The sequence below is a fragment of the Paracoccus sp. M683 genome (assembly GCF_007096355.1).
Taxonomy (GTDB): domain Bacteria; phylum Pseudomonadota; class Alphaproteobacteria; order Rhodobacterales; family Rhodobacteraceae; genus Paracoccus.
The window spans coordinates 42878-62812 of record NZ_VKDF01000006.1; the positions used below are offsets into that span (position 1 = coordinate 42878).

18 protein-coding genes are annotated in these 19935 nt (G+C 64.0%); 1 reads left to right on the plus strand and 17 read right to left on the minus strand.

Translation table 11 applies throughout. From position 1 onward, the window contains the following. Nucleotides 1-360 precede the first annotated feature (360 nt). Nucleotides 361-1506: a TRAP transporter substrate-binding protein gene (locus tag FNJ84_RS12960; RefSeq protein ID WP_143793748.1), complete on the minus strand. Its 1146-nt coding sequence runs from the start codon at nucleotides 1504-1506 to the stop codon at nucleotides 361-363. A 321-nt stretch (nucleotides 1507-1827) separates the two neighbouring features. Between FNJ84_RS12960 and FNJ84_RS12965 the strand changes: the two genes are divergently transcribed. Continuing rightward, a complete protein-coding gene (locus tag FNJ84_RS12965) occupies nucleotides 1828-3258 on the plus strand; it encodes a PLP-dependent aminotransferase family protein (RefSeq protein ID WP_143793566.1) in 1431 nt (476 codons plus the stop codon). Nucleotides 3259-3261: 3 nt separating this feature from the next. Here the strand turns inward: FNJ84_RS12965 and eno are convergent, their stop codons facing one another. The 16 genes from eno to FNJ84_RS13045 form a co-directional block, all read right to left on the minus strand. Continuing rightward, nucleotides 3262-4539 carry a phosphopyruvate hydratase gene (gene eno / locus FNJ84_RS12970; protein WP_143793567.1) on the minus strand — a complete coding sequence of 426 codons (1278 nt, stop codon included), beginning with the start codon at nucleotides 4537-4539 and terminating at the stop codon, nucleotides 3262-3264. A gap of 68 nt (nucleotides 4540-4607) precedes the next feature. Beyond that, a complete protein-coding gene (locus FNJ84_RS12975; RefSeq protein WP_143793568.1) occupies nucleotides 4608-5294 on the minus strand; it encodes an endonuclease/exonuclease/phosphatase family protein in 687 nt (228 codons plus the stop codon). Between the two features lie 69 nt (nucleotides 5295-5363). After that, nucleotides 5364-6764: a YdiU family protein gene (locus FNJ84_RS12980; RefSeq protein ID WP_143793569.1), complete on the minus strand. Its 1401-nt coding sequence runs from the start codon at nucleotides 6762-6764 to the stop codon at nucleotides 5364-5366. Nucleotides 6765-6845: 81 nt separating this feature from the next. Beyond that, nucleotides 6846-7247, minus strand: coding sequence for a DUF1850 domain-containing protein (locus FNJ84_RS12985; protein WP_143793570.1), 402 nt, complete (start codon nucleotides 7245-7247; stop codon nucleotides 6846-6848). After that, nucleotides 7244-9343, minus strand: a complete 2100-nt coding sequence (locus tag FNJ84_RS12990) for a TRAP transporter permease (protein WP_143793571.1) — start codon at nucleotides 9341-9343, stop codon at nucleotides 7244-7246. The genes FNJ84_RS12985 and FNJ84_RS12990 overlap by 4 nt, the downstream gene beginning before the upstream one ends. 58 nt (nucleotides 9344-9401) lie before the next feature. Further along, nucleotides 9402-10358: a TAXI family TRAP transporter solute-binding subunit gene (locus tag FNJ84_RS12995; RefSeq protein ID WP_143793572.1), complete on the minus strand. Its 957-nt coding sequence runs from the start codon at nucleotides 10356-10358 to the stop codon at nucleotides 9402-9404. A gap of 141 nt (nucleotides 10359-10499) precedes the next feature. Continuing rightward, nucleotides 10500-10862 carry a Grx4 family monothiol glutaredoxin gene (grxD, locus tag FNJ84_RS13000; RefSeq protein ID WP_143793573.1) on the minus strand — a complete coding sequence of 121 codons (363 nt, stop codon included), beginning with the start codon at nucleotides 10860-10862 and terminating at the stop codon, nucleotides 10500-10502. Nucleotides 10863-10874: 12 nt separating this feature from the next. Then, on the minus strand, nucleotides 10875-11117 hold the full coding sequence (locus tag FNJ84_RS13005; protein WP_143793574.1) for a BolA/IbaG family iron-sulfur metabolism protein: 243 nt from the start codon (nucleotides 11115-11117) through the stop codon (nucleotides 10875-10877). A gap of 78 nt (nucleotides 11118-11195) precedes the next feature. After that, nucleotides 11196-12152 carry a phosphate acetyltransferase gene (gene pta / locus FNJ84_RS13010; RefSeq protein ID WP_143793575.1) on the minus strand — a complete coding sequence of 319 codons (957 nt, stop codon included), beginning with the start codon at nucleotides 12150-12152 and terminating at the stop codon, nucleotides 11196-11198. A gap of 97 nt (nucleotides 12153-12249) precedes the next feature. Next, the gene (locus FNJ84_RS13015; protein ID WP_143793576.1) at nucleotides 12250-13272 is read right to left on the minus strand and encodes a YeiH family protein; all 1023 of its coding nucleotides are present in this window, start codon (nucleotides 13270-13272) and stop codon (nucleotides 12250-12252) included. Nucleotides 13273-13333: 61 nt separating this feature from the next. After that, entirely contained in the window at nucleotides 13334-15118 is a 1785-nt protein-coding gene (gene xsc / locus FNJ84_RS13020; RefSeq protein WP_143793577.1) for a sulfoacetaldehyde acetyltransferase, read from the minus strand. A gap of 12 nt (nucleotides 15119-15130) precedes the next feature. Continuing rightward, the gene (locus FNJ84_RS13025) at nucleotides 15131-16534 is read right to left on the minus strand and encodes an FAD-binding oxidoreductase (RefSeq protein WP_143793578.1); all 1404 of its coding nucleotides are present in this window, start codon (nucleotides 16532-16534) and stop codon (nucleotides 15131-15133) included. A 7-nt stretch (nucleotides 16535-16541) separates the two neighbouring features. Next, nucleotides 16542-16937 (minus strand): nuclear transport factor 2 family protein, encoded by a 396-nt coding sequence (locus FNJ84_RS13030; protein ID WP_143793579.1) that lies wholly within the window; start codon nucleotides 16935-16937, stop codon nucleotides 16542-16544. A gap of 17 nt (nucleotides 16938-16954) precedes the next feature. Beyond that, nucleotides 16955-18295 (minus strand): TRAP transporter large permease, encoded by a 1341-nt coding sequence (locus tag FNJ84_RS13035; RefSeq protein ID WP_143793580.1) that lies wholly within the window; start codon nucleotides 18293-18295, stop codon nucleotides 16955-16957. Then, the gene (locus tag FNJ84_RS13040) at nucleotides 18295-18852 is read right to left on the minus strand and encodes a TRAP transporter small permease (protein ID WP_143793581.1); all 558 of its coding nucleotides are present in this window, start codon (nucleotides 18850-18852) and stop codon (nucleotides 18295-18297) included. Before FNJ84_RS13040 ends, FNJ84_RS13035 begins: the two co-directional genes overlap by 1 nt. 54 nt (nucleotides 18853-18906) lie before the next feature. Further along, on the minus strand, nucleotides 18907-19908 hold the full coding sequence (locus FNJ84_RS13045) for a TRAP transporter substrate-binding protein (RefSeq protein WP_143793582.1): 1002 nt from the start codon (nucleotides 19906-19908) through the stop codon (nucleotides 18907-18909). Between the last annotated feature and the right edge of the window lie 27 nt (nucleotides 19909-19935).

Genomic DNA, 19935 nt, shown 5'->3' on the forward strand with positions numbered 1-19935 from the left:
CGGTCCTGCAAAGACCGCTACCGGGCCAATGGATGCCTTGGCCATTTCTGACGAAAACGAAATCCCGAGATGGTTTTTCTGCAATGCGTTGCCGAGAATGCGTTGCCGAGAGACAATTCTCCCGCGCGGCTCCTGAAGGCTCGCTGAAAAAGGTTAAGAAAAAACAAACGCCTGCCGAGAAAAATCTCGGCAGGCGCGACGAGCATGTCCCAAATTCCGGAATGCGTCACGGGTTTTCCCGACCCTTTTGATTTGACGCGGGATCGGGCCGCAAGCCTGCCGGCTCGCCACCCGTCGATACAATGCAAAGGGCCGCCGCGATACAATCGCAGCGGCCCTTCGGTTCTGCGAGACCCTGGCTTAGTTGCTGGCCGGGGCGGGCGCTTCGGCTGCGGCCGGGGCCAACTTGCCGTTGCGCTGCTGGATCATCATGAAGGTATCGAAGGTATATTCCGCCGTCTGGGCATAGAGATACCAGTCGTCACGATAAGGCAGCATCGCCTCGTACTGCTTCTTGAACGGTTCGTTCGTTGCCGACAGCTCGGCATAAACCTCATTCGCGGCATCGAAGGCGGCCGTCAGAATTTCCTCGCTGAACGGGCGCAGCTGGGCACCCGATTGATACAGCTCCTTCAGCGCGGTCGGGTTCTTCATGTCGTATTTCGCCAACATGTTCTGGTCGACCGCCTGGCTGCAGGTCCGCAGCAGCGACTGATAGGCCGCCGGCAGTTCGTTAAACTTGTCCTTGGCAAAGAAGAAGCTGACCGTCGGACCGCCTTCCCAGAAACCGGGATAGTAGTAAAATGGCGCAACCTTCTGGAAGCCCAGCTTGGCATCGTCATAGGGGCCAACCCATTCGGCCGCGTCGATCGTGCCCTTTTCCAGCGACGGATAGATGTCGCCGCCGGCAATCTGCTGCGGCACGACGCCCAGCTTTTCCAGCACCCGGCCAGCCAGGCCCGAAATCCGCATCTTCAGGCCCTTCATATCGGCCAGAGTGTTGATTTCCTTACGATACCAGCCGCCCATCTGCACGCCGGTATTACCACCGGGGAACGAGATCAGGTTGTGACCGTCGAGGAATTCGTTATAGAGTTCGATCCCGCCGCCCTGATACTGATAGGCGGTCTTGGCCCGCGCGCTCAGCATGAAGGGCAGGTCGGCGCCCGGTGCAAAGGCAGGATCCTTGCCCCAGTTGTAATAGCCAACCGAATGTGCCGATTCGACCGTGCCGTCGCCGGCTGCGTCAATTGCGCCAAGGCCGGGAACGATTTCACCGGCGGCAAAGACCTGGATGTTGAACTTGCCGTCGGTCGCCTCTTTCAGCCGCGTCGACAGCTCTTCGGCGCCGCCATAGATCGTATCCAGCGATTTCGGGAAGGACGAGGCAAGGCGCCAGTTGATCGTGGGCGATTCTTGCGCGATGGCGGGCGCGGCAAGGCCTGCGGTCGCCGCTGCTGCGGCACCACCGACCGATGCGCGCGTCAAAAAGGCGCGGCGGTCCAGTTTATTGGATTTCTTCATAAATCTTCCTCCTGTCGAGATGGGAGGGCGCGATCCGCCCGTCTTGGCCCACCTTTTAACAGGCGTGAGTTTAGCCCCCGGCACCGATCTGTCGAGGGGGCAGACGTCGCAAGTTTGAAAAAAGTCCGAGACCGCGCACCGTCATGCGGCACGGTCCCGGACAGTCGCTCTGCCAGGGGAAAATCGGCAGAATCCGCTGTGGCGGCAATCGCGCCGCAACCATGAAAATTGCTTGGCACAATTGACGCAATGTCTCTATCTGAAGAATACAATAGCTTCCGCGGCCGGCGAAGAGGATGAATTGTGACCGATACAAAATGGCGACCGGATTTGTCCATGCGCGAGGGGCCCAAGTTCAGGGCGCTTGCAACGGCGATCCGCGAGGCCGTGCATTCGGGTGACTTGCCGCCCGGTACTCGGCTGCCCGCCATGCGTGATCTGGCATGGAGTCTGGGCATGACGCCGGGCACCGTCGCGCGCGCCTATCAGATTGCGGCGGCCGAGGGTGCGATCGACAGCCATGTCGGCCGCGGCAGTTTCGTGACCCAGCCAGATGCCGCACCGGGCCTGATTCAACCCCTGATAGACAGCGCAGGTTCGGGCCATGAAGGCCCCGCCGATCTGCGCAGCCCGCAACTGCCCGATCTTGGTCAAACGGCCGCCATCGCCACCGCAATGCACGAGGCGGCTGAACAGACAGGGGCGGATCTGCTGAACTATCCGCCGCTTGCGGGCGATCTGGCATGCCGTCAGGCCCTGCTGGATTGGCTGGGTCAGGAAGCAACCGGCAATGCCGGGCCTGATGACATGGTCCTGACCCATGGCGGCCAAAGCGCGATCCTGCTGATCCTGTCCATCTGCTTGGTCGGAGAACGTCCTCGCGTCATGGCCGAAGGTCTATCCTATCCGGGTTTGCGACATGCCGCCCGGCTGCTGCGGGCCGATATCGCGCCGGTCGCGCAGGACACTCAGGGCATGTTGCCCGAACATATGGACCGTGTCGCGCGCCATTCCGGGGCGCGGCTGGTTTTCCTGACCCCTTCCGCGCAAAATCCGACGGCGGGGATGATGACAACCGAACGCCGAGAGGCGCTGATCCGGGTTGCCCGCCATCATGATTTGCAAATCATCGAGGATGAAAGCTATTCCAACCGCCCCGGCAGCCTGCGCGCCCCCGATGCGGAACCCGCCCTGCGGATGCTGGCACCCGAGCGCGTCTGGCAGATCGCGGGCCTGTCCAAGATCCTGTCGGCCGGGCTGCGTTTCGGCGCGTTGATCTGCCCCAGCCACCGCGCCGCAATCGCCCGCCTGGCCGCGCAGCACAGCTATTTCGGTCTGTCCCGGCCGCTGACGCTGACGGTGACCCGGTTGCTTAACGATCCGCAATCACAGCGCCTGGCCGGCGCCGTCATGACCGAATTCGTCTCGCGGGCGGCGATTGCGCGCAGGATCCTGCCCGCGGACCGGTTGACCACGCAGCCGGCCTTGCCCTTTGTCTGGTTGACCCTGCCGGCCGGCTGGCGCGCCTCGCGTTTCGCGCAGGCCGCAGCCGCGCAGGGCGTGCTGGTACGCCCCGCGGATGAATTTGCTGCCGTATCAGGGACGGCGCAACCTGCTGCGAATGCGGTCAGGATCGCGCTGGCGGGCAATCTGTCACATCAGGCGCTGGCCGATGCCCTATGGACCCTGCGACGGCTTTACGACACGCCGCAGGGCGAGGATATGGTGGTCTAGGGATCAGCCGCGCAGGATCGAGCGGCCGGCGTAAACCGCTGTTTCACCCAGCATTTCCTCGATGCGGATCAACTGGTTGTATTTCGCCAGCCGATCCGACCGGGCCAGGCTGCCGGTCTTGATCTGCCCGCAATTGGTCGCCACGGCCAGATCGGCGATGGTGGCATCCTCGGTCTCGCCCGAACGGTGCGACATCACGCTGGTATAGCCGGCCCGGTCCGCCATCCGCACCGCGTCCAGCGTTTCCGACAGCGTGCCGATCTGGTTCACCTTGACCAGCAGGCTGTTGCCACAACCGCGCGCAATGCCATCGGCCAACCGCGCCGGGTTGGTCACGAACAGGTCGTCGCCGACCAGCTGCACGCTGCCACCAAGGCGGTCCGTCAGCAGCTTCCAGCCATCCCAGTCATCTTCGGCGCAGCCATCCTCGATCGACAGGATCGGATAATCGCCGCAAAGTGCGGCCAGATATTCCACATTCTCGCCCGAGGTCAGCGATTTGCCCTCGCCGGCAAGTTCATATTTGCCATTCTTGAAATATTCGGTCGAGGCACAGTCCAGCGCCAGCATGATGTCATCGCCGGGCCTGTAGCCGGCCTTTTCGACCGCCTTCAGGATGAAATCCAGCGCGTCGCGGGTGCTGGACAGATTCGGCGCAAAGCCGCCCTCGTCGCCTACGCCCGTCGCCAGCCCCGAGGCCGACAGCTCTTTTTTCAGCGTATGGAACACTTCCGAACCCATCCGCACGGCATCGCGGATATTTTCCGCGCTGACCGGCATGATCATGAATTCCTGGATGTCGATCGGGTTGTCGGCATGCTCGCCGCCATTGATGATGTTCATCATCGGCACCGGCAGCACATGCGCGCCCGTTCCGCCGACATAGCGATACAGCGGCTGCCCCGTCGCGGTTGCGGCCGCTTTGGCCACGGCCAATGACACGCCCAGAATGGCATTCGCGCCCAACCGTCCCTTGTTGGGGGTGCCGTCCAGCTCGATCATCAGGCGGTCGATGGCCAGCTGTTCGGTTGCATCCTCGCCGATCAGGTTCTCGGCCAGCTCGCCATTGACCGAAGCAACGGCTTCCAGCACGCCCTTGCCCATATAGCGCGCCTTGTCGCCATCGCGCTTTTCGACGGCCTCATGCGCCCCGGTCGAGGCACCCGAAGGCACGGCGGCGCGGCCCATGATGCCATCCTCCAGCGTCACATCGACCTCAACGGTCGGGTTGCCACGGCTGTCCAGAATCTCACGGGCGAATATGTCGATGATTGCGGTCACGGGCGCCTCCTCATGAAAATGTTAGCGCCTTAATAGCGACGCCGCGTCACAGGCGAAAGGCGCAATTTTCAGGCGATCTCGATATCGGCCCAGATCGGCAGATGATCGGATGCATCCCGCGCAGGCGCCTCGCGAAACACGCCCATGTCATGCAAGGCCAGACCGCGGCTCAGCGCCATCCGATCCAGGCGCAGTTGCGGGATCGGCGCCGGATAGGACGGACCCGGCGCCACGACACGATAACCGGTCAGCGGCTCCAGTCCCAGATCGTCGCGCCATTCATTGAAATCCCCCATCATCGCCACCGGCCCGCTGCCAATCCGCGCCGCTTGCGCCGCGATCCGTGCCAGTTGCAACCGCCGCGAGGACCGCGCCAGCCCCAGATGCACGCCGATCACCGTCAGCCCCGGCAGGCGCAAGGCCAGCGCCCCGCGCGGCTCCAGCCCCGGCAGCGGCAGGCGGCGCAGTTGCGCGACCGCGGCCAGATCCGGCCGCATCAGAATTGTCTGCCCGTGCCAGCCAAGCGAACTTTCACTGGTTCGCCCGGTGATATCGACGGGCAACAGCCCCGTCATATCCTCGATCAGCGCCCGTGGCAGCGCCTCGGGTCGCGCCCCGAAACGGAAATCGACCTCTTGCAGCGCGATGATGTCGGGCTGCAAGGCGGCAATGACGGCCAGATTCCGCTCGGGCGCATGCGGTCCCACAATTCCACGACATTTATGCAGATTATAGCTGGCCAGCCTCAGTCTCACGCTGCCTCTTTCTTCTTCACCGAAATATCCTCGGGGGGTCCGGGGGGCGAAGCGCCCCCGGCGCAACGGTCAGGTTCCACAGAATGTGCGGCGAACGATCTCGTCAGGCAAGGGACCGAGCGCCAGATCACGCCATTCCCCGCGATCCTCACGCGGATGCGTCACCGCATCCAGCAATTGCCCGAACGGCGCCAGATCGCCCGAAACGCCAGCCGCGATGGCCTGTTCGATCCGATGATTGCGTGGAATGCGGCGCGGGTTGGCATGGGCCATCATCTCTGAATCCGGCTCGCGCGCCTGCCAGTCGCGGGTCCAGGCATCGAAACCGGCCGGATCGGCAAACTCGGTCCGCGCGCTGCCATCGGACAGACCGGCAAAGACACGGGTAAAATCCGCCCCTTGCTGCGCCATCAGCGTCAGCAGCCGCTCGATCAACTGGCGGTCCTCGGGATGTGCGTCGATCCCCAGCTTTTCGCCGAAGCGGCGCAGCCAGGCCGCCTGATAAAGCGCGGGGAAGGCATGGACGGATCTGGTGGCGGCCTCGATTGCGGCCTCGCGCTCGCCCATCAGGGGGATCAGGCAGGTGGCCAGCTGCGCCAGGTTCCAGACCGCGATCTGCGGCTGTTCGGACCAGCGATAGCGACCCATCTGGTCGATCGAGGAAAACACCGCATCCGGGTGATAGGCATCCATGAAGGCGCAGGGGCCATAGTCGATCGTCTCGCCCGAGACAGCCATGTTGTCCGTATTCATCACCCCGTGGATAAAGCCAAGCGCCATCCAGGCTGCGATGGTTTCGGCCTGCCGGGCAATCACCCCATCCAGCAATGACAGTGGCCCGTTGGCATGTGGATAGTGCCGTGCGATCACGTGATCGGCCAGCGCCCGCAAGGCCTCGATATTCCCGCGCACGGCAAAATATTCGAAGGTGCCCACGCGGATGTGGCTGCTGGCCACGCGGGTCAGCACCGCGCCTGGCAGGCCGGTTTCGCGTTGCACCACCTCGCCTGTGGCGACGGCGGCCAGTGACCGGGTCGTGGGCACGCCCATCGCCGCCATGAACTCGCTGACCAGATATTCGCGCAGCACCGGTCCCAACCACGCCCGGCCGTCACCGCGCCGCGAAAACGGGGTCGGCCCCGAGCCCTTGAGCTGGATGTCAAAGCGCAAGCCGTCGGGCGCAACCACCTCGCCCAGCAGCACCGCGCGGCCGTCGCCCAGCTGTGGCACAAAGCCGCCAAACTGATGCCCGGCATAGGCCATGGCAATCGGCTCGGCGCCTGCGGGCATGGCATTGCCGGCCAGCATGGCAAGCCCATCAGGGCTGCTCAGCCAATCCGTATCCAGCCCCAGACGGGCCGCCAGCGGTGCGTTCAGCGCCAGCAACCGGGCATCGCTGACCGGTGTGGGCGGCGTTCGGGTATAGAAATCGGCGGGCAGGCGGGCATAGCTGTTGTCGAAATGGATCATGGCGGCCTCCTGCCACTAATCTAGCCAGCATTAGCGGGATTTTAAGGGGTGCTGCGACATCCGCCCGAAACTCTCGCCGGTTCAGCCTGCGATCCGCCCCGGCGGGCAGGGACTCAGCCGCTGCGGCTGGTCAGCCGCAACGCCCAGCTCGGTGCAGTTTCGGGCGTCGGTCGTCAAAGCGGGCGTCATATCGCACAGACGCCAGCCGCCACCCGTCGCCCCGCTGGCGGCGATCAGCAACTGTGGCTGTGGCGGCAGATCCGGCCTCCAGACCCACCACCCATTCCGCAACACCGCGCCGGGGCCGGGATCCATGCCGGCGCCCGATCCCTTGACGGCGGCCTCGGTCAGAACCAGCGCGCCATCGCGGATCGCCCAAGCTTCCCGCCAGCCGGTCCGTTCGACCGAATGGGTCCATTCCAGAGTGAAACCCGGCCCTGACAGGGCCAGGGTCAGGGCGCCGGCAAGCAGGCAGCCGCTCATGCGGCGGGCGCCGCCCGGTCGCGGCGCATCCAGATCAACCCGGCGAAGAGCAGCGTCAGGGCAAAGCCGATCTCATCCGTGACGGGCAGGGCGGCGACCAGCGTAAAGGCCGCCACCGCGGCCAGCAGCCGCAGCCAGATCGGCAGCCGCTTGCCAAGCCAGCCAATCACCGCAATGCCCCACAACCCGATCGCCAGGACGCATTTCACCACTATATAGACCACCGCAGGCAGATAGCCGATGGACTGCGCCAGCGGCCCGCCATCCTGCAACATCAGCGCAGGCGTATAGACCGCCATATAGGGGATGACGAATCCGGCAGCGGCGACCTTGACCGCCTCAAAGCTGATCTTCAGCCCGCTTTCGCGTGCAATCGGGGCGGCGGCAAAGCAGGCCAGCGCCACGGGCGGCGTCAGATCGGCCAGAATACCGAAATAGAACACGAACATATGGCTGACGATCAGCGGCACGCCCAGATCCAGCAGGGCGGGCGCGGCGATGGTCGAGGTGATGATGTAATTCGGGATCGTCGGGATCCCCATGCCCAGCACGATACAGGTCAGCATGGTCAGGATCAGCGACAAGAGCAGGCTGTTTTCACCCACGCTGACGATATACATGCCGAAAGTATTGGCCGCGCCGGTCAGGGTCATGGTGCCGATGATGACGCCAACCAGCGCGCAGGCCACGCCGACGGGCAGGGCTGTCTTGGCGCCCTCGGCCAGACTGTCGATCACCTGCCGGATCGTCTCGCGCCCGCCCTTGCTGATGGCGTTCCAGATCAGCAGTGCGGCAATCCCGGCCCAAAGTGCATTGGCCCCAAACTCCATGAAACTGGCGGCCACCAGCGCCAGACCGACCCAGAAAATCACCCGCAGCACGCCGTCGGGCAGGCCAAGCGCGGCCGAGGCGCCAAGGATCAGGAACATGGTCAGCGCCAACCCGATGGTGCCCGCGAATAGTGGCGTATAGCCGGAAAACAGCAGATAGACCAAAACCGCCAGCGGCAGGATCAGATACCAGCCCTCGCGCAGCGCGGCCATCGGCGAGGGTAGCTGGTCCTTTGACATACCGCGCAGATTGCGGCGGCCGGCTTCCAGATGCACCATCCAGAAAACCGACACGAAATACAGGATCGCCGGGATGATCGCGGCGCGGACGACCTCGACATAGGCCACGCCCAATGTCTCGGCCATGATGAAGGCAACGGCCCCCATGACCGGCGGCATGATCTGCCCTCCCATCGAGGCCGTCGCCTCGACCCCGCCGGCGAAGGCCGGGCGATAGCCGAAGCTTTTCATCAGCGGAATGGTGAACTGGCCGGTGGTGACGACATTGGCCACCCCCGAACCCGAAATCGTGCCCATCATCCCCGAACTGACGACGCTGACCTTGGCCGCGCCACCCATGCGATGCCCGACCAGCCCAAGGCTGACATCGGTGAACAGCTTGATCATGCCGGCTTTTTCAAGGAAGGAACCGAACAGGATGAACAGGAAGATATAGGTCGCGCTGACATAAAGGGGCGTGCCATAGATGCCCTCGGTCCCATAGGCCATCTGTTCGATCACCTGCGAGAAGTCATAGCCCCGCGTGACCATCGGGCCAGGGAAATACTGCCCGAACAGCGCATAGATCAGGAACAGCCCGGCCACGGCGGGCAGGGCAGGGCCCATCACCACCCAGGCAGCCGCAAAGGTCGTGACCAGCGCGATGACACCGATCACCACATCCATCTGGTTCAACGCCCCCGAACGCAGCATCAGGGGCACATATTCGACCCATTGATATCCCGCGACCACCACGCCAAGCCCCGCCATGATCCAGGCGATCACGGACCAGACGCCGCCCTTTTTGCGCAGGGCGGCCAGCAGGGGAAAGCACAGCAGCATCAGGAACCCCAGATGCAGCGCGCGCTGAATCTGGCTGGACAGGCTGACGATATGGGCGGCGATGGCGATCTGATACAGCGAGAATGCAACCGCGATCCAATAAAGCAACCGGCCCTGAATGCCGTCGGGAAAGCTTTCGGCAAGCGGATCGTGCAGGCCAAGATCGGGGTCGCCGGCGGGGGCGGCGTGCTGGGGCGTGGTCATGTCTGGGTCCAGAAATGGAAAGGGGCCGGGGATGTCCCCGGCCCGGATCATGCTGCGATCACTCGGCCTTGACGCCGACCTCGTCGTAATAGCGCTGCGCCCCCGGATGGACGGGAACAGGCATGCCCATCAGTGCGTTCTGCACGTCCATATCGGCCGTTGCGGCATGAGAGGCCTTCAACGTGTCAAGGTTGTCATACATCAGCTTGGTCATCTGATAGGCCAGATCGTCACTGACATCGCTGCTGGTCACCAGGAAGTTGATCACCGCGACGGTCGGCACATCCTCGGCCTGGCCGTCATAGGTATTGGCGGGGATATTCTGCGCGATATAGGGCGCGCCCAGCTTGTCAGCCACATCCGCCGGCACCGAAACGACCGTGATCGGGATCGAGGTCGACAGGTCTTTCAGCGAGGCCACGCCCAGACCCGCCGATTGCAGCGTCGCATCCAGCTGGCGGTTCTTCATCAGCTCGACCGATTCCGCGAAGGGCAGATATTCGACCTTGCCCAGATCGTCATAGCTCATCCCGGCGGCTTCCAGAATGGCGCGGGCGTTCAGTTCGGTGCCCGATTTCGGTGCGCCGACGGACAGCGCCTTGCCCTTCAGATCCTCAAGCGTCTTGATGCCGCTGTCGGCACTGGCGACGATCTGGATATAATTCGGATACATCGCCGAAATCCCGCGCAGCTTGTCCAGCGGGGCAGGGAAGCCGGCATCGGCATCGCCTTCGGCGGCCAGTTTGACGGAATCACCCAAGGCGATGCCGATCTCGCCTTTGCCCTGTTGCAGCAGGTTCAGGTTCTCGACACTGGCCTTGGTCGACTGGACCTGCACCTTGGCGCCGTCGATACCCTGCGAATAGATCTGCGACAACGCGCCGCCGACCGGATAATAGACGCCCGACGTGCCGCCGGTCAGGATGTTGATGAAGTCCTGCGCCGAGGCTGCCAGCGGCGCAGATGCCAATGCCAGCCCGGCTGCGATGCCGGCGAACCTGGTCCGAATGGTCATGGATTGAATCCTCCCTGGTTGTTTTTTTGAGTTCTTGCGATCACACGTTATTGGCAACCGAGAGGATGGTCAAAAAGAAAACCACGGCCGAGGCCGCGGTTCGCTTTTAATACCTGATTTCAGCCCTGTAAGCGAGACTATTCAGGCATTGGCTTCGCGGATCTTTTCGGCGGCGTCTTTCGAGTAGGTGACACCCTTCTGATCGAACAGCTGATCCAGTTCGCCCGACAGCGTCATCTCGGTCACGATATCGCAACCGCCAACGAATTCGCCTTTGACGTAAAGCTGCGGAATCGTCGGCCAGTCCGAGAACTCTTTGATTCCCTGACGAATTCCTTCATCCGCCAGCACGTTGACATCGCGGAAATCGACGCCCATGTAATTCAGGACACCGGCCACGCGGCTGGAAAATCCGCATTGCGGCATTTCCTTGGTGCCCTTCATGAACAGAACCACATCGCTTTCGTCGATGGTTTTCTGGATATCGGCCTTTACATCGCTCATCTGGGTAATCCTTCAGTCGGGTGCCTTGGTGGTCAGCGCCAGGGCGTGCAATTCGCCGGCCGGACCATCCATCTTGCCTTGCAGCGCAGCGTATACGGCACGCTGTTGCTGAACCCGGTTCAGACCTCGGAAGCTTTCGTCGATGACCTCGGCCGAGTAGTGATTGCCGTCGCCGGCAAGGTCGGTGATGGTGACCTGCGCATCCGGGAAGGCGGCGCGGATCAGGGCTTCGATATCATGGGCTTCCATTGCCATGTCGGGTCCTTTCACAATTGCCTTCAGATGTAGGGGAAGCCCCATTGGCCTGCAAGAGGAGGCATGAAAGCCCGTCGCTCAGGCCGACTGCACCGCAGTCACCGCGCATGCGGCGACGATATCCTCGACCGAGGCGCCGCGCGACAGGTCGTTGGCGGGCCGCGAGAGCCCTTGCAGGATAGGACCGATCGCGGTCAGCCCGCCCAGACGCTGCGCGATCTTGTAGCCGATATTGCCCGAGGCGAGATCGGGGAAGATGAATACATTGGGCTGCCCCGAAAGCCGGCTTCCCGGTGCCTTTTTTGCGCGGATGGCCTCGTCCAGGGCGGCGTCGAATTGCAATTCGCCATCGACCTCCAGGTCGGGTTCGAAAGTGCGGATCAGCGCCAGCGCCTCGCGGATCCTGGACAGGCTGGGATGATCGGCGGATCCGGCGGTCGAAAAGGACAAAAGCGCCACTCGCGGCGTCTCGGCCAGCAATTGCCGGCAGCTTTGCGCTGCGGATTGCGCGATTGCGGCAAGTTCGGCGGCGGTCGGGTCGATCACCAGCCCGCAATCGGCAAAGATCATGCCGCCCTTGATCGGAGCAGAGGGCCCGCAGGAGAGCATCAGGAAAAAGCTGGACACGATGCCCGCATCCGGTGCCCGCCCGATGATCTGCAATGCCGCGCGCACGGTATCGGCGGTGGTCGCCACCGCCCCGCCCACGGTGCCATCAGCCTGACCAAGCCGCACCCGCATTGCCGCCTGGCGGATCGGATCGCGCATTTCCGCCAGCGCCTGTTCGGCACTCATGCCCTTGGTGGCGCGCATCCGGTGCCAGTGATCGGCCAGTTCGGCCAGGTCCGGGGCCTCGGCCGGGGCCATGGCGGTGACACCAGGCAGATCGGGGCCGTCCATCAGGGTAACGCGGGCCAAGCCCTCGGCGGTCAGGCGTCGGGCGGCCTCGGCCACGCGGGGATCGTTGCCCTCGGGCAGAATGATATGGCGCGGCGTGGCGCGCGCGGTGGCAAGGATGCGGTCGAGCGGTTTCATGAGGCGGGGCCTTTTGTCGGAAAGGGTGAAGGGGCTTCGCCCCTCGGCCTTGCGGCCTCACCCCAGGATATTTCGGGACCAATGCAGGGGGCGCGGGTCAGTCCAGAAAGCGCAGACCGGCGATGATGAAGATGCCGAGGAAGGCGGTTTCGGCGATCAGCAGGACGATCGCGGCGGGGCCGACCTCGACCATGCGGCCAAGCGAGGTCTTGATGCCGACGGCGGCGATGGCGATCAGCAGCGCCCACCGGCTGAGCGCACCGGCGAAATCGGCGATTATCGTGGGGATCAGGCCGATGGAATTCAGCGTGGCCAGTGCCAGAAAGCCCAGAACGAAGCCCGGCAGCAGCGGTGGGCGGTTGCCCGTGGCCGGACCTTCAAGCCCGATCTGGCGGATCACCAGCGAGAAGCACAGGACGACCGGCGCCAGCATTGAGACGCGGATCAGCTTGACCAGGGTGGCGGCCTCGCCCGCCTCGGGGCTGATCGAAAAGCCGGCGCCGACGACCTGTGCGACGTCGTGGATGGTGCCGCCCAGGAAGATGCCGCTGTCGCGGGCGTCGAACTGGAAGAGGTTCGCGATCATCGGGTAAAGCACCATGGCGACGGTTGACAGGACCGTGACCGAGAGGACGGTGAAGACCAGATCGCGTTCGGATTTCTCGTGCTTGGGCAGGATCGCGGCGATGGCCATGGCCGCAGAGGCACCGCAGATCGCGACCGAACCGCCGGTCAGCAGCGCAAAGCGCCAGCTTCGCCCGACAAAGCGGGTGACGACCAGCGCGAAAAGGATGGTGGCGATGACCCCGCCAATGACCAGCGCAATGGCCGGGCCACCGAGGCCCGCCAGCATCTCGACGCTGATCCGCGCCCCCAGCAGAGCCACGCCAAGGCGCAGGACCGTGCGGGCGGTGAATTCAATCCCGGCTGCGCTGCGGGTGCCTTCTTCGGCGAGGAAGTTCAGCGCGAGGCCAAGCAGCAGCGCCATCAGCATGGCCGGGGCGCCGTAATGTTCCGACAGGAATTGCGCCGTGGCCGCCACAAGGCAGGATACCGCGAAGCCGGGGAATAGCGGCCTGAGGCTGTCGATGGTGGGGAGGCGGGCGGCGAGGATGTTCATGGGGTCGCTCCTGCGGGGAGTGTGGCCCGGCGAGATCGTCGCCGGGCCGGTTTGTTCAGGATCAGGCGACAGCGCCAACTTGAGGCCGCATGTCGGCTTTGTCGATCCCGGCAACGATCACCGGCTGCTTCATCGCATCGCGGCGGAAGGGCTCGCCCAGTTCCTGATTCAGCAGGACCTCGATAAAGGTGGTCTCGCCCTTGCTCATCTGTAATTCGACCGCCTCGTGCAGCGCATGGGTCAACTCGTCCTGATTGCGGACCACGACGCCTCGGGTGCCGCAGGCGCGGGCGATGCCGGCATAGGTGGTGTCGCGGTCAAGCTCGGTCCCGACGAAGTTGTTGTGATACCACAGCGTCGTGTTGCGCTTTTCCGCGCCCCATTGGTAGTTACGGAAGATCACCATCGTGATCGCCGGCCAGTCGTCGCGGCCGCAAGCCGTCATCTCGTTCATCGAGATGCCGAATGCGCCGTCGCCCGCAAAGCCGATGACCGGCGTGTCCGGGTTGCCGATCTTCGCGCCGAGGATCGCCGGGAAGCCATAACCGCAGGGACCGAACAGGCCTGGCGCCAGGTATTTCCGGCCCTTTTCGAAGGCGGGATAGGCATTGCCGATGGCGCAGTTATTGCCGATGTCCGAGGACACGATCGCCTCGGCCGGAACCGCCTGCATGATCGCGCGCCAGGCCTGACGGGGCGACATCAGATCGGCATCGCGGCTGCAGGCTTCGGCGTTCCATTCGGTGCCGGGATCGTCCTGTTCGTGATCGAGGCTGCTGAGTTCCTGCGCCCAACGCGATTTCGTGGTCGCGATCAGGTCGCGGCGTTCCTTGCGGCCCTCGTCGCCGGCGGTCGCGGACAGTTGCGACAGGATTCCGCGCGCCACCTTGGCCGCGTCGCCCTGAATGCCGACGGTCACTTTCTTGGTCAGCCCGATGCGGTCGGCATTGATGTCAACCTGGATGATCTTGGCCTCTTTCGGCCAATAGTCGATGCCATAGCCGGGCAGGGTCGAGAAGGGGTTCAGCCGGGTGCCAAGCGCCAGCACGACATCGGCCTTGGCGATCAGCTCCATCGCGGCCTTGCTGCCGTTATAGCCCAAGGGGCCGACGGCCAGCGGGTGCGAGCCGGGGAAGCTGTCATTATGCTGATAGTTAGAGGCCACAGGGGCATCCAGACGCTCGGCCAGGGCGGCCAGATCGGGGATGGCGCCCGACAGGACCACGCCCGCGCCGGACAGGATCACCGGGAATTTCGCCTCGGAAAGCAGGCGGGCGGCATCGGCGACGGCGGTTTCGCCACCGGCGGGACGCTCGAATGCGACGACCTGGGGCAGGTCGACGTCGATCACCTGCGTCCACATATCGCGCGGGATGTTCATCTGCGCCGGCGCCGAGTTGCGCCAGGCCTGCATGATCACGCGGTTCAGCACCTCGGGGATGCGGGATGCGTCGCGGACTTCCTCTTGATAGCAGACGCTATCGGCGAAGAGGCGCATCTGCTCCATCTCTTGAAAGCCGCCCTGACCGATGGTCTTGTTGGCGGCCTGCGGGGTGACCAGCAGCAGGGGCGTGTGGTTCCAGTAGGCGGTCTTGATCGGGGTCACGAAGCCGGTCACGCCGGGGCCGTTCTGGGCGATCGCCATCGACATCTTTCCGGTCGAGCGGGTGAAGCCATCGGCCATCAGCCCGGCATTGGTTTCATGGGCGCAGTCCCAGAAGGTGATCCCCGCCTTGGGAAACAGGTCCGAGACCGGCATCATGGCCGAGCCGATAATGCCAAAGGCATGCTCGATCCCGTGCATTTGCAAGACTTTGACGAAGGCTTCTTCGGTGGTCATTTTCATTGGCGTCGCTCCTTATTTGCGTTCGTCGCGGTAATGGTAGAGGTGATAGAGGCCCCATTGGCCAAGCCGCCGGAACGGCGTTTTCCAGCCCTCATGGGGCAGTTCGGAATTGAAGATCGGCAGGTCGGGGACAGGCTCGCCCGCGACCAGTTGCGCCATGCGGCGGCCGGCCATGGCCGAATACATGACCCCGTTGCCGCCATAGCCAAGCGCATAGAAGGCGCCGGGCAGATCGGGCAGGCCGGTGATGCGGGGCATCATGTCATGGCTGACATCGACCCAGCCCCACCAGGAATAATCCAGTTCCACGCCGCGCAGGGCGGGGAACTTGCGGGCCATGCCCTCGCGCAGCGCGTTCAGATGCGCGGGGTTGGCGGCATCGCGCCCGGTGATGGCGGCGCGAGAGCCGATTTGCAGCCGGTTGTCAGGCAGAAGGCGATAGTAGTGGCGCAGGGTGCGGGTGTCGGTCAGGGGTGACAGCTTCTGGATGCCCACGGCAGCCAGTTCGTCATCGGTCAGCACCCGCGTCACCACGCTGTTCGACATGATCGGCATCAGCCGGTCCTTCAGCCGCGGATGCAGGTTGCGCGGCGCATAAGCCGCCGTCGCCACCGCCACCCGCCGCGCACGGACGGTGCCGCCGGGGGTGCGCAGGTGGTGGATGCCGCCCTTCATCGTCCAGCGCTGCACCGGGCTGTCGGTATGGACCCTGGCCCCCAATTCGCGGGCCGCGCGCAGATAGCCGAAGGCCAGCTTGGCCGCGTGGATGCCGGTGCCGTCGGGTTCCCACATGGCGCCGTGGGCCTCCATGTCGCGGGCGACGGTGTCATGGACCTCGTCGCGGCTCAGCATCCGGGCGCCATAGCCGAAAGTGTCATTCAAGAGCCGCGTCTCGGCCTCCAGTCCCGGCAGCACCGAGGCCTTGTGCGCGATATAGTAATGCCCGCCATCCTGAGGCTCGCAATCAATGGCGTGGTCGCGGATCAGACCCCGGAACAGATCGAACCCCTCGGTCACTTCGGCATGCATGCCGCGCGCCACCTCCAGACCCCAACGGTCGATCCACTGGCTGCGCTTCAGCCGGCCCGAGCTGATCTGCGCCTGCCCGCCATTGCGGGTCGAGCAGCCATAGGCGACGCCGTTGGCCTCTAGCACCACGGCCTTGATGCCGTGCATCTTGGCCAGGTGGATCGCCGTCGACAGGCCGGTATAGCCCGAGCCGATCACCGCAACATCCGCGTCCATATCGCCGGTGACGGGGCCGTCATCCTGCGGGGCGGGGCCCGCCGTGGCGATCCAATAGGTCGGGGCATAGTCGCTGTGCGGCCCAAGCGCGGGGGCGGTCATCGGGTCGTAATGGGGATCGAAGGGGACCGATCCGCGACCCTTGCTGGCAGAGTTGTGGCGCGCGTTCATGGCTGCCTCACTTCGCCGGGACGGCAGGGCGCTGCTTGCGGATCGCCTGTTTCTCGACGATCTGGCCGTCCTTGATGCGGAACAGGTCGACGCCCTGCACCTCGGTCCGGGTGCCGTCGGGATTGGTGGCGCGGAAGGTCCATTGGCTGACGCCACGGGTGCCGTCTGCGGACAGGAAATGTTCGTGATCGGCCCATTGCACGTCTGGCATGGCGGTCCAGACGCCTTCGAAAGCCTTGGCGATGGCGGCGCGGCCCTCGATCCGGTTGCCGTATTCGTTGTCGCCCGCAACGGTGAAGAACACGCAGTCATCGGCGAAATGGGTCATCACGGCGTCGATGTCGTGGCGGTTGAAGCCGTCGAAGGTGGCCTTCAGATCGGCGGCGGTGAAATGGTGGGACATGGGACTATTCCTTCCGGTCAGTAGCCCATCATCCGAGGCAGCCACAGGGTGATGCCGGGGAAGATGGCGATGATGAAGATTGCGGTGATAGAGGCCAGCGCGAAGGGCAGGGCGCGCAGGCTGATCCGCTCGATCGAGACGCCCGAGATGCCCGAGGCGATGAACAGGTTCTCGCCCAGAGGCGGGGTCTGGAAGCCCACCGACAGCGTGCAGATCATCACGATGCCAAAGTGGATCGGGTCGATGCCCATCATGTAAGCCACGGGCAGCATCACCGGCACGAGGATCATGATGGCGGCCAGCGTCTCCATGAACATGCCGACGATCAGCAGCATGAAGATGACCATGGCCCAGATGACATAGAGGTTGTCGGTCAGCGACAGGATGCCGCCCGCGATCACGCCGGGGATGTTGTTTTCAACCAGGATGCGGCCAAAGATGGTGGCGGTGAACAGCACCAGCAGGACGCGGCCCGCCAGCCAGGTGGTCGTGTCCAGCGACTTCACCACCTCGCCCAGGTCGATCTCGCGATAGATCACGGTGCCGACGAACAGGGTGTAGAAGATGGCGACGATGGCGGCCTCGGTTGGGGTGAAATAGCCCGAATAGATGCCGCCCAGGATCACCACCGGGGCCATCAGCGCCCAGAAGCCGTGATAGCAGGCCGACAACACGCGGTGCAGCGACAGCGGCTCGGCCGAGCCGTGAAACCCGCGCATCCGGCAGCGGATATAATTCATGATCAGCAGCCCGCCCGCCATCACCACGCCGGGCAGGAAACCGGCGATGAACAGCTTGGAAATCGAGACGGTCTGGAACTGGCCATGCGCCTCGATGGCGGCGGGATCGGGTTGCAGGCCCATCGCCGAGATGCCGAAGATGACCATCGGGATCGAGGGCGGGATGATGATGCCCAGACCGCCCGCCGCCGCCGTGACCGAGGCCGCGTAGCCCGGACCATAGCCCTGACGCACCATCGCCGGGATCATCAGCATCCCAACGGCGGCGGTGGTGGCGGGGCCGGAACCCGAGATGGCCCCGAAGAACAGGCAGGCGATGACGGTGGCTGCCGACAGCCCGCCGGTGAAAGGCCCGGCCAGGCTTTCCGCCACCGCGATCAGGCGGCGCGACAGGCCTGCGGCCTCCATCAGCGCACCGGCCAGGATAAAGGCGGGCAGCGCCATCAGCGGGAAGGACCCCACCGAGGACCAGGCCATCTGCACCATCTTGATCGGGTTGTCTCCCAGATACAGCATCGCGGCCAGCGACGAGACGCCAAGCGCCACGGTGATCGGCGCACCCAGGACCATCAGGCCGAAGAAGGTGCCAAACAGTATTTCGATCAGCAGGCTGTCCATCAGTGGTTCCCCTTCTCGAAGGCGCGCTTTTCGGCCTCGGCCAGGTCCAGCATCTCGTCGACCTCGATCTGGTCTGGGTCGCGGGGATCAATGCCAAGCACCAGCTTGAGGTAGTTCACTTGCAGGATGCGGATGGTCATCAGCGTGAAGGCGATGGGCAGGGCCAGGTAGACATGGCGCATTTCCCAGCCCAGGGTCTGCGCCTTCACGAAGGGCTTCAGCCGGCTGATGAATTCGATGGATTGCCAGATGAAGACGACGTTGAAGGCGATCCAGAAGGCGTCGCCGATGGCCTCGACGATGCGGGCCTTGGGGCGGGGCAGCAGGTTCAGGTGAAAGGTGACGCGGTTATGCGCCGCCATTCGCGCGGCGTAAGAGGCACCGAAATAGGCGAACCAGACGAACAGGATGACCGAGAGTTCCTCGATCCAGGTGATCGAGACGCCAAAGATCTGGCGGGCGACGATCTGCACGAACAGCAGCGTGACGAACACGGCCAACAGAACACGGCAGACATGACTTTCGAACCTGTCCAGAAAGGACCAGAGCGCGGACATGACGGGCCTCTTGCGGGAGGGGCGGGAAGGGCGGATGGCGGCGCGGGCAGGGCGCTATTGGGCGGTGGGCCGGTCCAGCGAGGCCAGAACCTGATCCAGCACTTCCTTGCCACCGATCTGGTCATAGAATTTCGGCCAGACGGTTGTGGTGGCGCGGGTGATGAATTCCTGCTCGCCATCGGCGGGGTCGGTGATCTCCATCCCGCGGGCGACCAGATCCTCGCGGATCTTCGCCTCTTCGGCGCGCAGGAACGCGGCCGAAGCCTGGGTAGCGGCCTGGCCAGCGGCCAGCACCTGCGCCTGTTCTTCCTCGCTGAGGCCCTCGAACAGCGCCTCGCTGACGATCAGCGGCTCGATCGAGAAGATATAGCGCAGATTGGTGACATATTTCTGCACCTCGTCGAATTTCATCGCGTTGATGGTCATGTAGGGGTTGTCCTGACCGTCCACGACCTTCTGCTGAAGGGCGGCAAAGGTCTCGCCCCAGGCCATCGGGGTCGGGTTGATGCCCCAGCTTTTATAGGTCTCGATCATGATTTCGTTCTTCGGTACGCGCACCACCAGGCCCGACAGATCGGCCACGGTCGCAACCGGCTTTTTCGAATTGGTCAGCACGCGGAAACCGGAATAGCCCCAGCCAATGATGCGCACGCCGGCATCCTCGATGGTCTGGTCGATCATCTGCTGGCCGATCTCGCCCTGCGTGACCTTATCGGCATCCTCCTGGCTGAGGATCACATAGGGCAGGGTCAGCGTGCCGACCGAGGGCGAAAATGGCGTGATGTTGTTGATCGCGAGGATCGAGAAATCCAGGGTGCCGGTGGCGGCGGCGGTCACGGTATCCTGTTCGTCGCCCAATTGGCCGTTCAGAAACAGTTTGGCGGTCATCGCGCCACCCGATTCTTCGGCCAGTGCGGCGGCGAATGCCTTGCCAAGCGCCTCTTGCGTGCCACCGGCGCCATCGCCCACGGCGACGCGATATTCGGTGGCGGCGACGGGCAGCGCTAGCGACAGTGCCAATGTGGTGCCGGCCAGCAGGCTGGTCATATAGGTCATTTGAAATTCCTCCCTTGGTGGTGCCGG

Bases quoted from the DNA above. Each gene is read 5' to 3' on its own strand.
- FNJ84_RS12980 (WP_143793569.1), bottom strand. From the start codon at position 6,764: ATGATCCATTTCGACAACAGCTATGCCCGCCTGCCCGCCGATTTCTAT.
- FNJ84_RS12985 (WP_143793570.1), bottom strand. From the start codon at position 7,247: ATGAGCGGCTGCCTGCTTGCCGGCGCCCTGACCCTGGCCCTGTCAGGG.
- FNJ84_RS12990 (WP_143793571.1), bottom strand. From the start codon at position 9,343: ATGACCACGCCCCAGCACGCCGCCCCCGCCGGCGACCCCGATCTTGGC.
- FNJ84_RS12995 (WP_143793572.1), bottom strand. From the start codon at position 10,358: ATGACCATTCGGACCAGGTTCGCCGGCATCGCAGCCGGGCTGGCATTG.
- grxD (WP_143793573.1), bottom strand. From the start codon at position 10,862: ATGAGCGATGTAAAGGCCGATATCCAGAAAACCATCGACGAAAGCGAT.
- FNJ84_RS13005 (WP_143793574.1), bottom strand. From the start codon at position 11,117: ATGGCAATGGAAGCCCATGATATCGAAGCCCTGATCCGCGCCGCCTTC.
- pta (WP_143793575.1), bottom strand. From the start codon at position 12,152: ATGAAACCGCTCGACCGCATCCTTGCCACCGCGCGCGCCACGCCGCGC.
- FNJ84_RS13015 (WP_143793576.1), bottom strand. From the start codon at position 13,272: ATGAACATCCTCGCCGCCCGCCTCCCCACCATCGACAGCCTCAGGCCG.
- xsc (WP_143793577.1), bottom strand. From the start codon at position 15,118: ATGAAAATGACCACCGAAGAAGCCTTCGTCAAAGTCTTGCAAATGCAC.
- FNJ84_RS13025 (WP_143793578.1), bottom strand. From the start codon at position 16,534: ATGAACGCGCGCCACAACTCTGCCAGCAAGGGTCGCGGATCGGTCCCC.
- FNJ84_RS13030 (WP_143793579.1), bottom strand. From the start codon at position 16,937: ATGTCCCACCATTTCACCGCCGCCGATCTGAAGGCCACCTTCGACGGC.
- FNJ84_RS13035 (WP_143793580.1), bottom strand. From the start codon at position 18,295: ATGGACAGCCTGCTGATCGAAATACTGTTTGGCACCTTCTTCGGCCTG.
- FNJ84_RS13040 (WP_143793581.1), bottom strand. From the start codon at position 18,852: ATGTCCGCGCTCTGGTCCTTTCTGGACAGGTTCGAAAGTCATGTCTGC.
- FNJ84_RS13045 (WP_143793582.1), bottom strand. From the start codon at position 19,908: ATGACCTATATGACCAGCCTGCTGGCCGGCACCACATTGGCACTGTCG.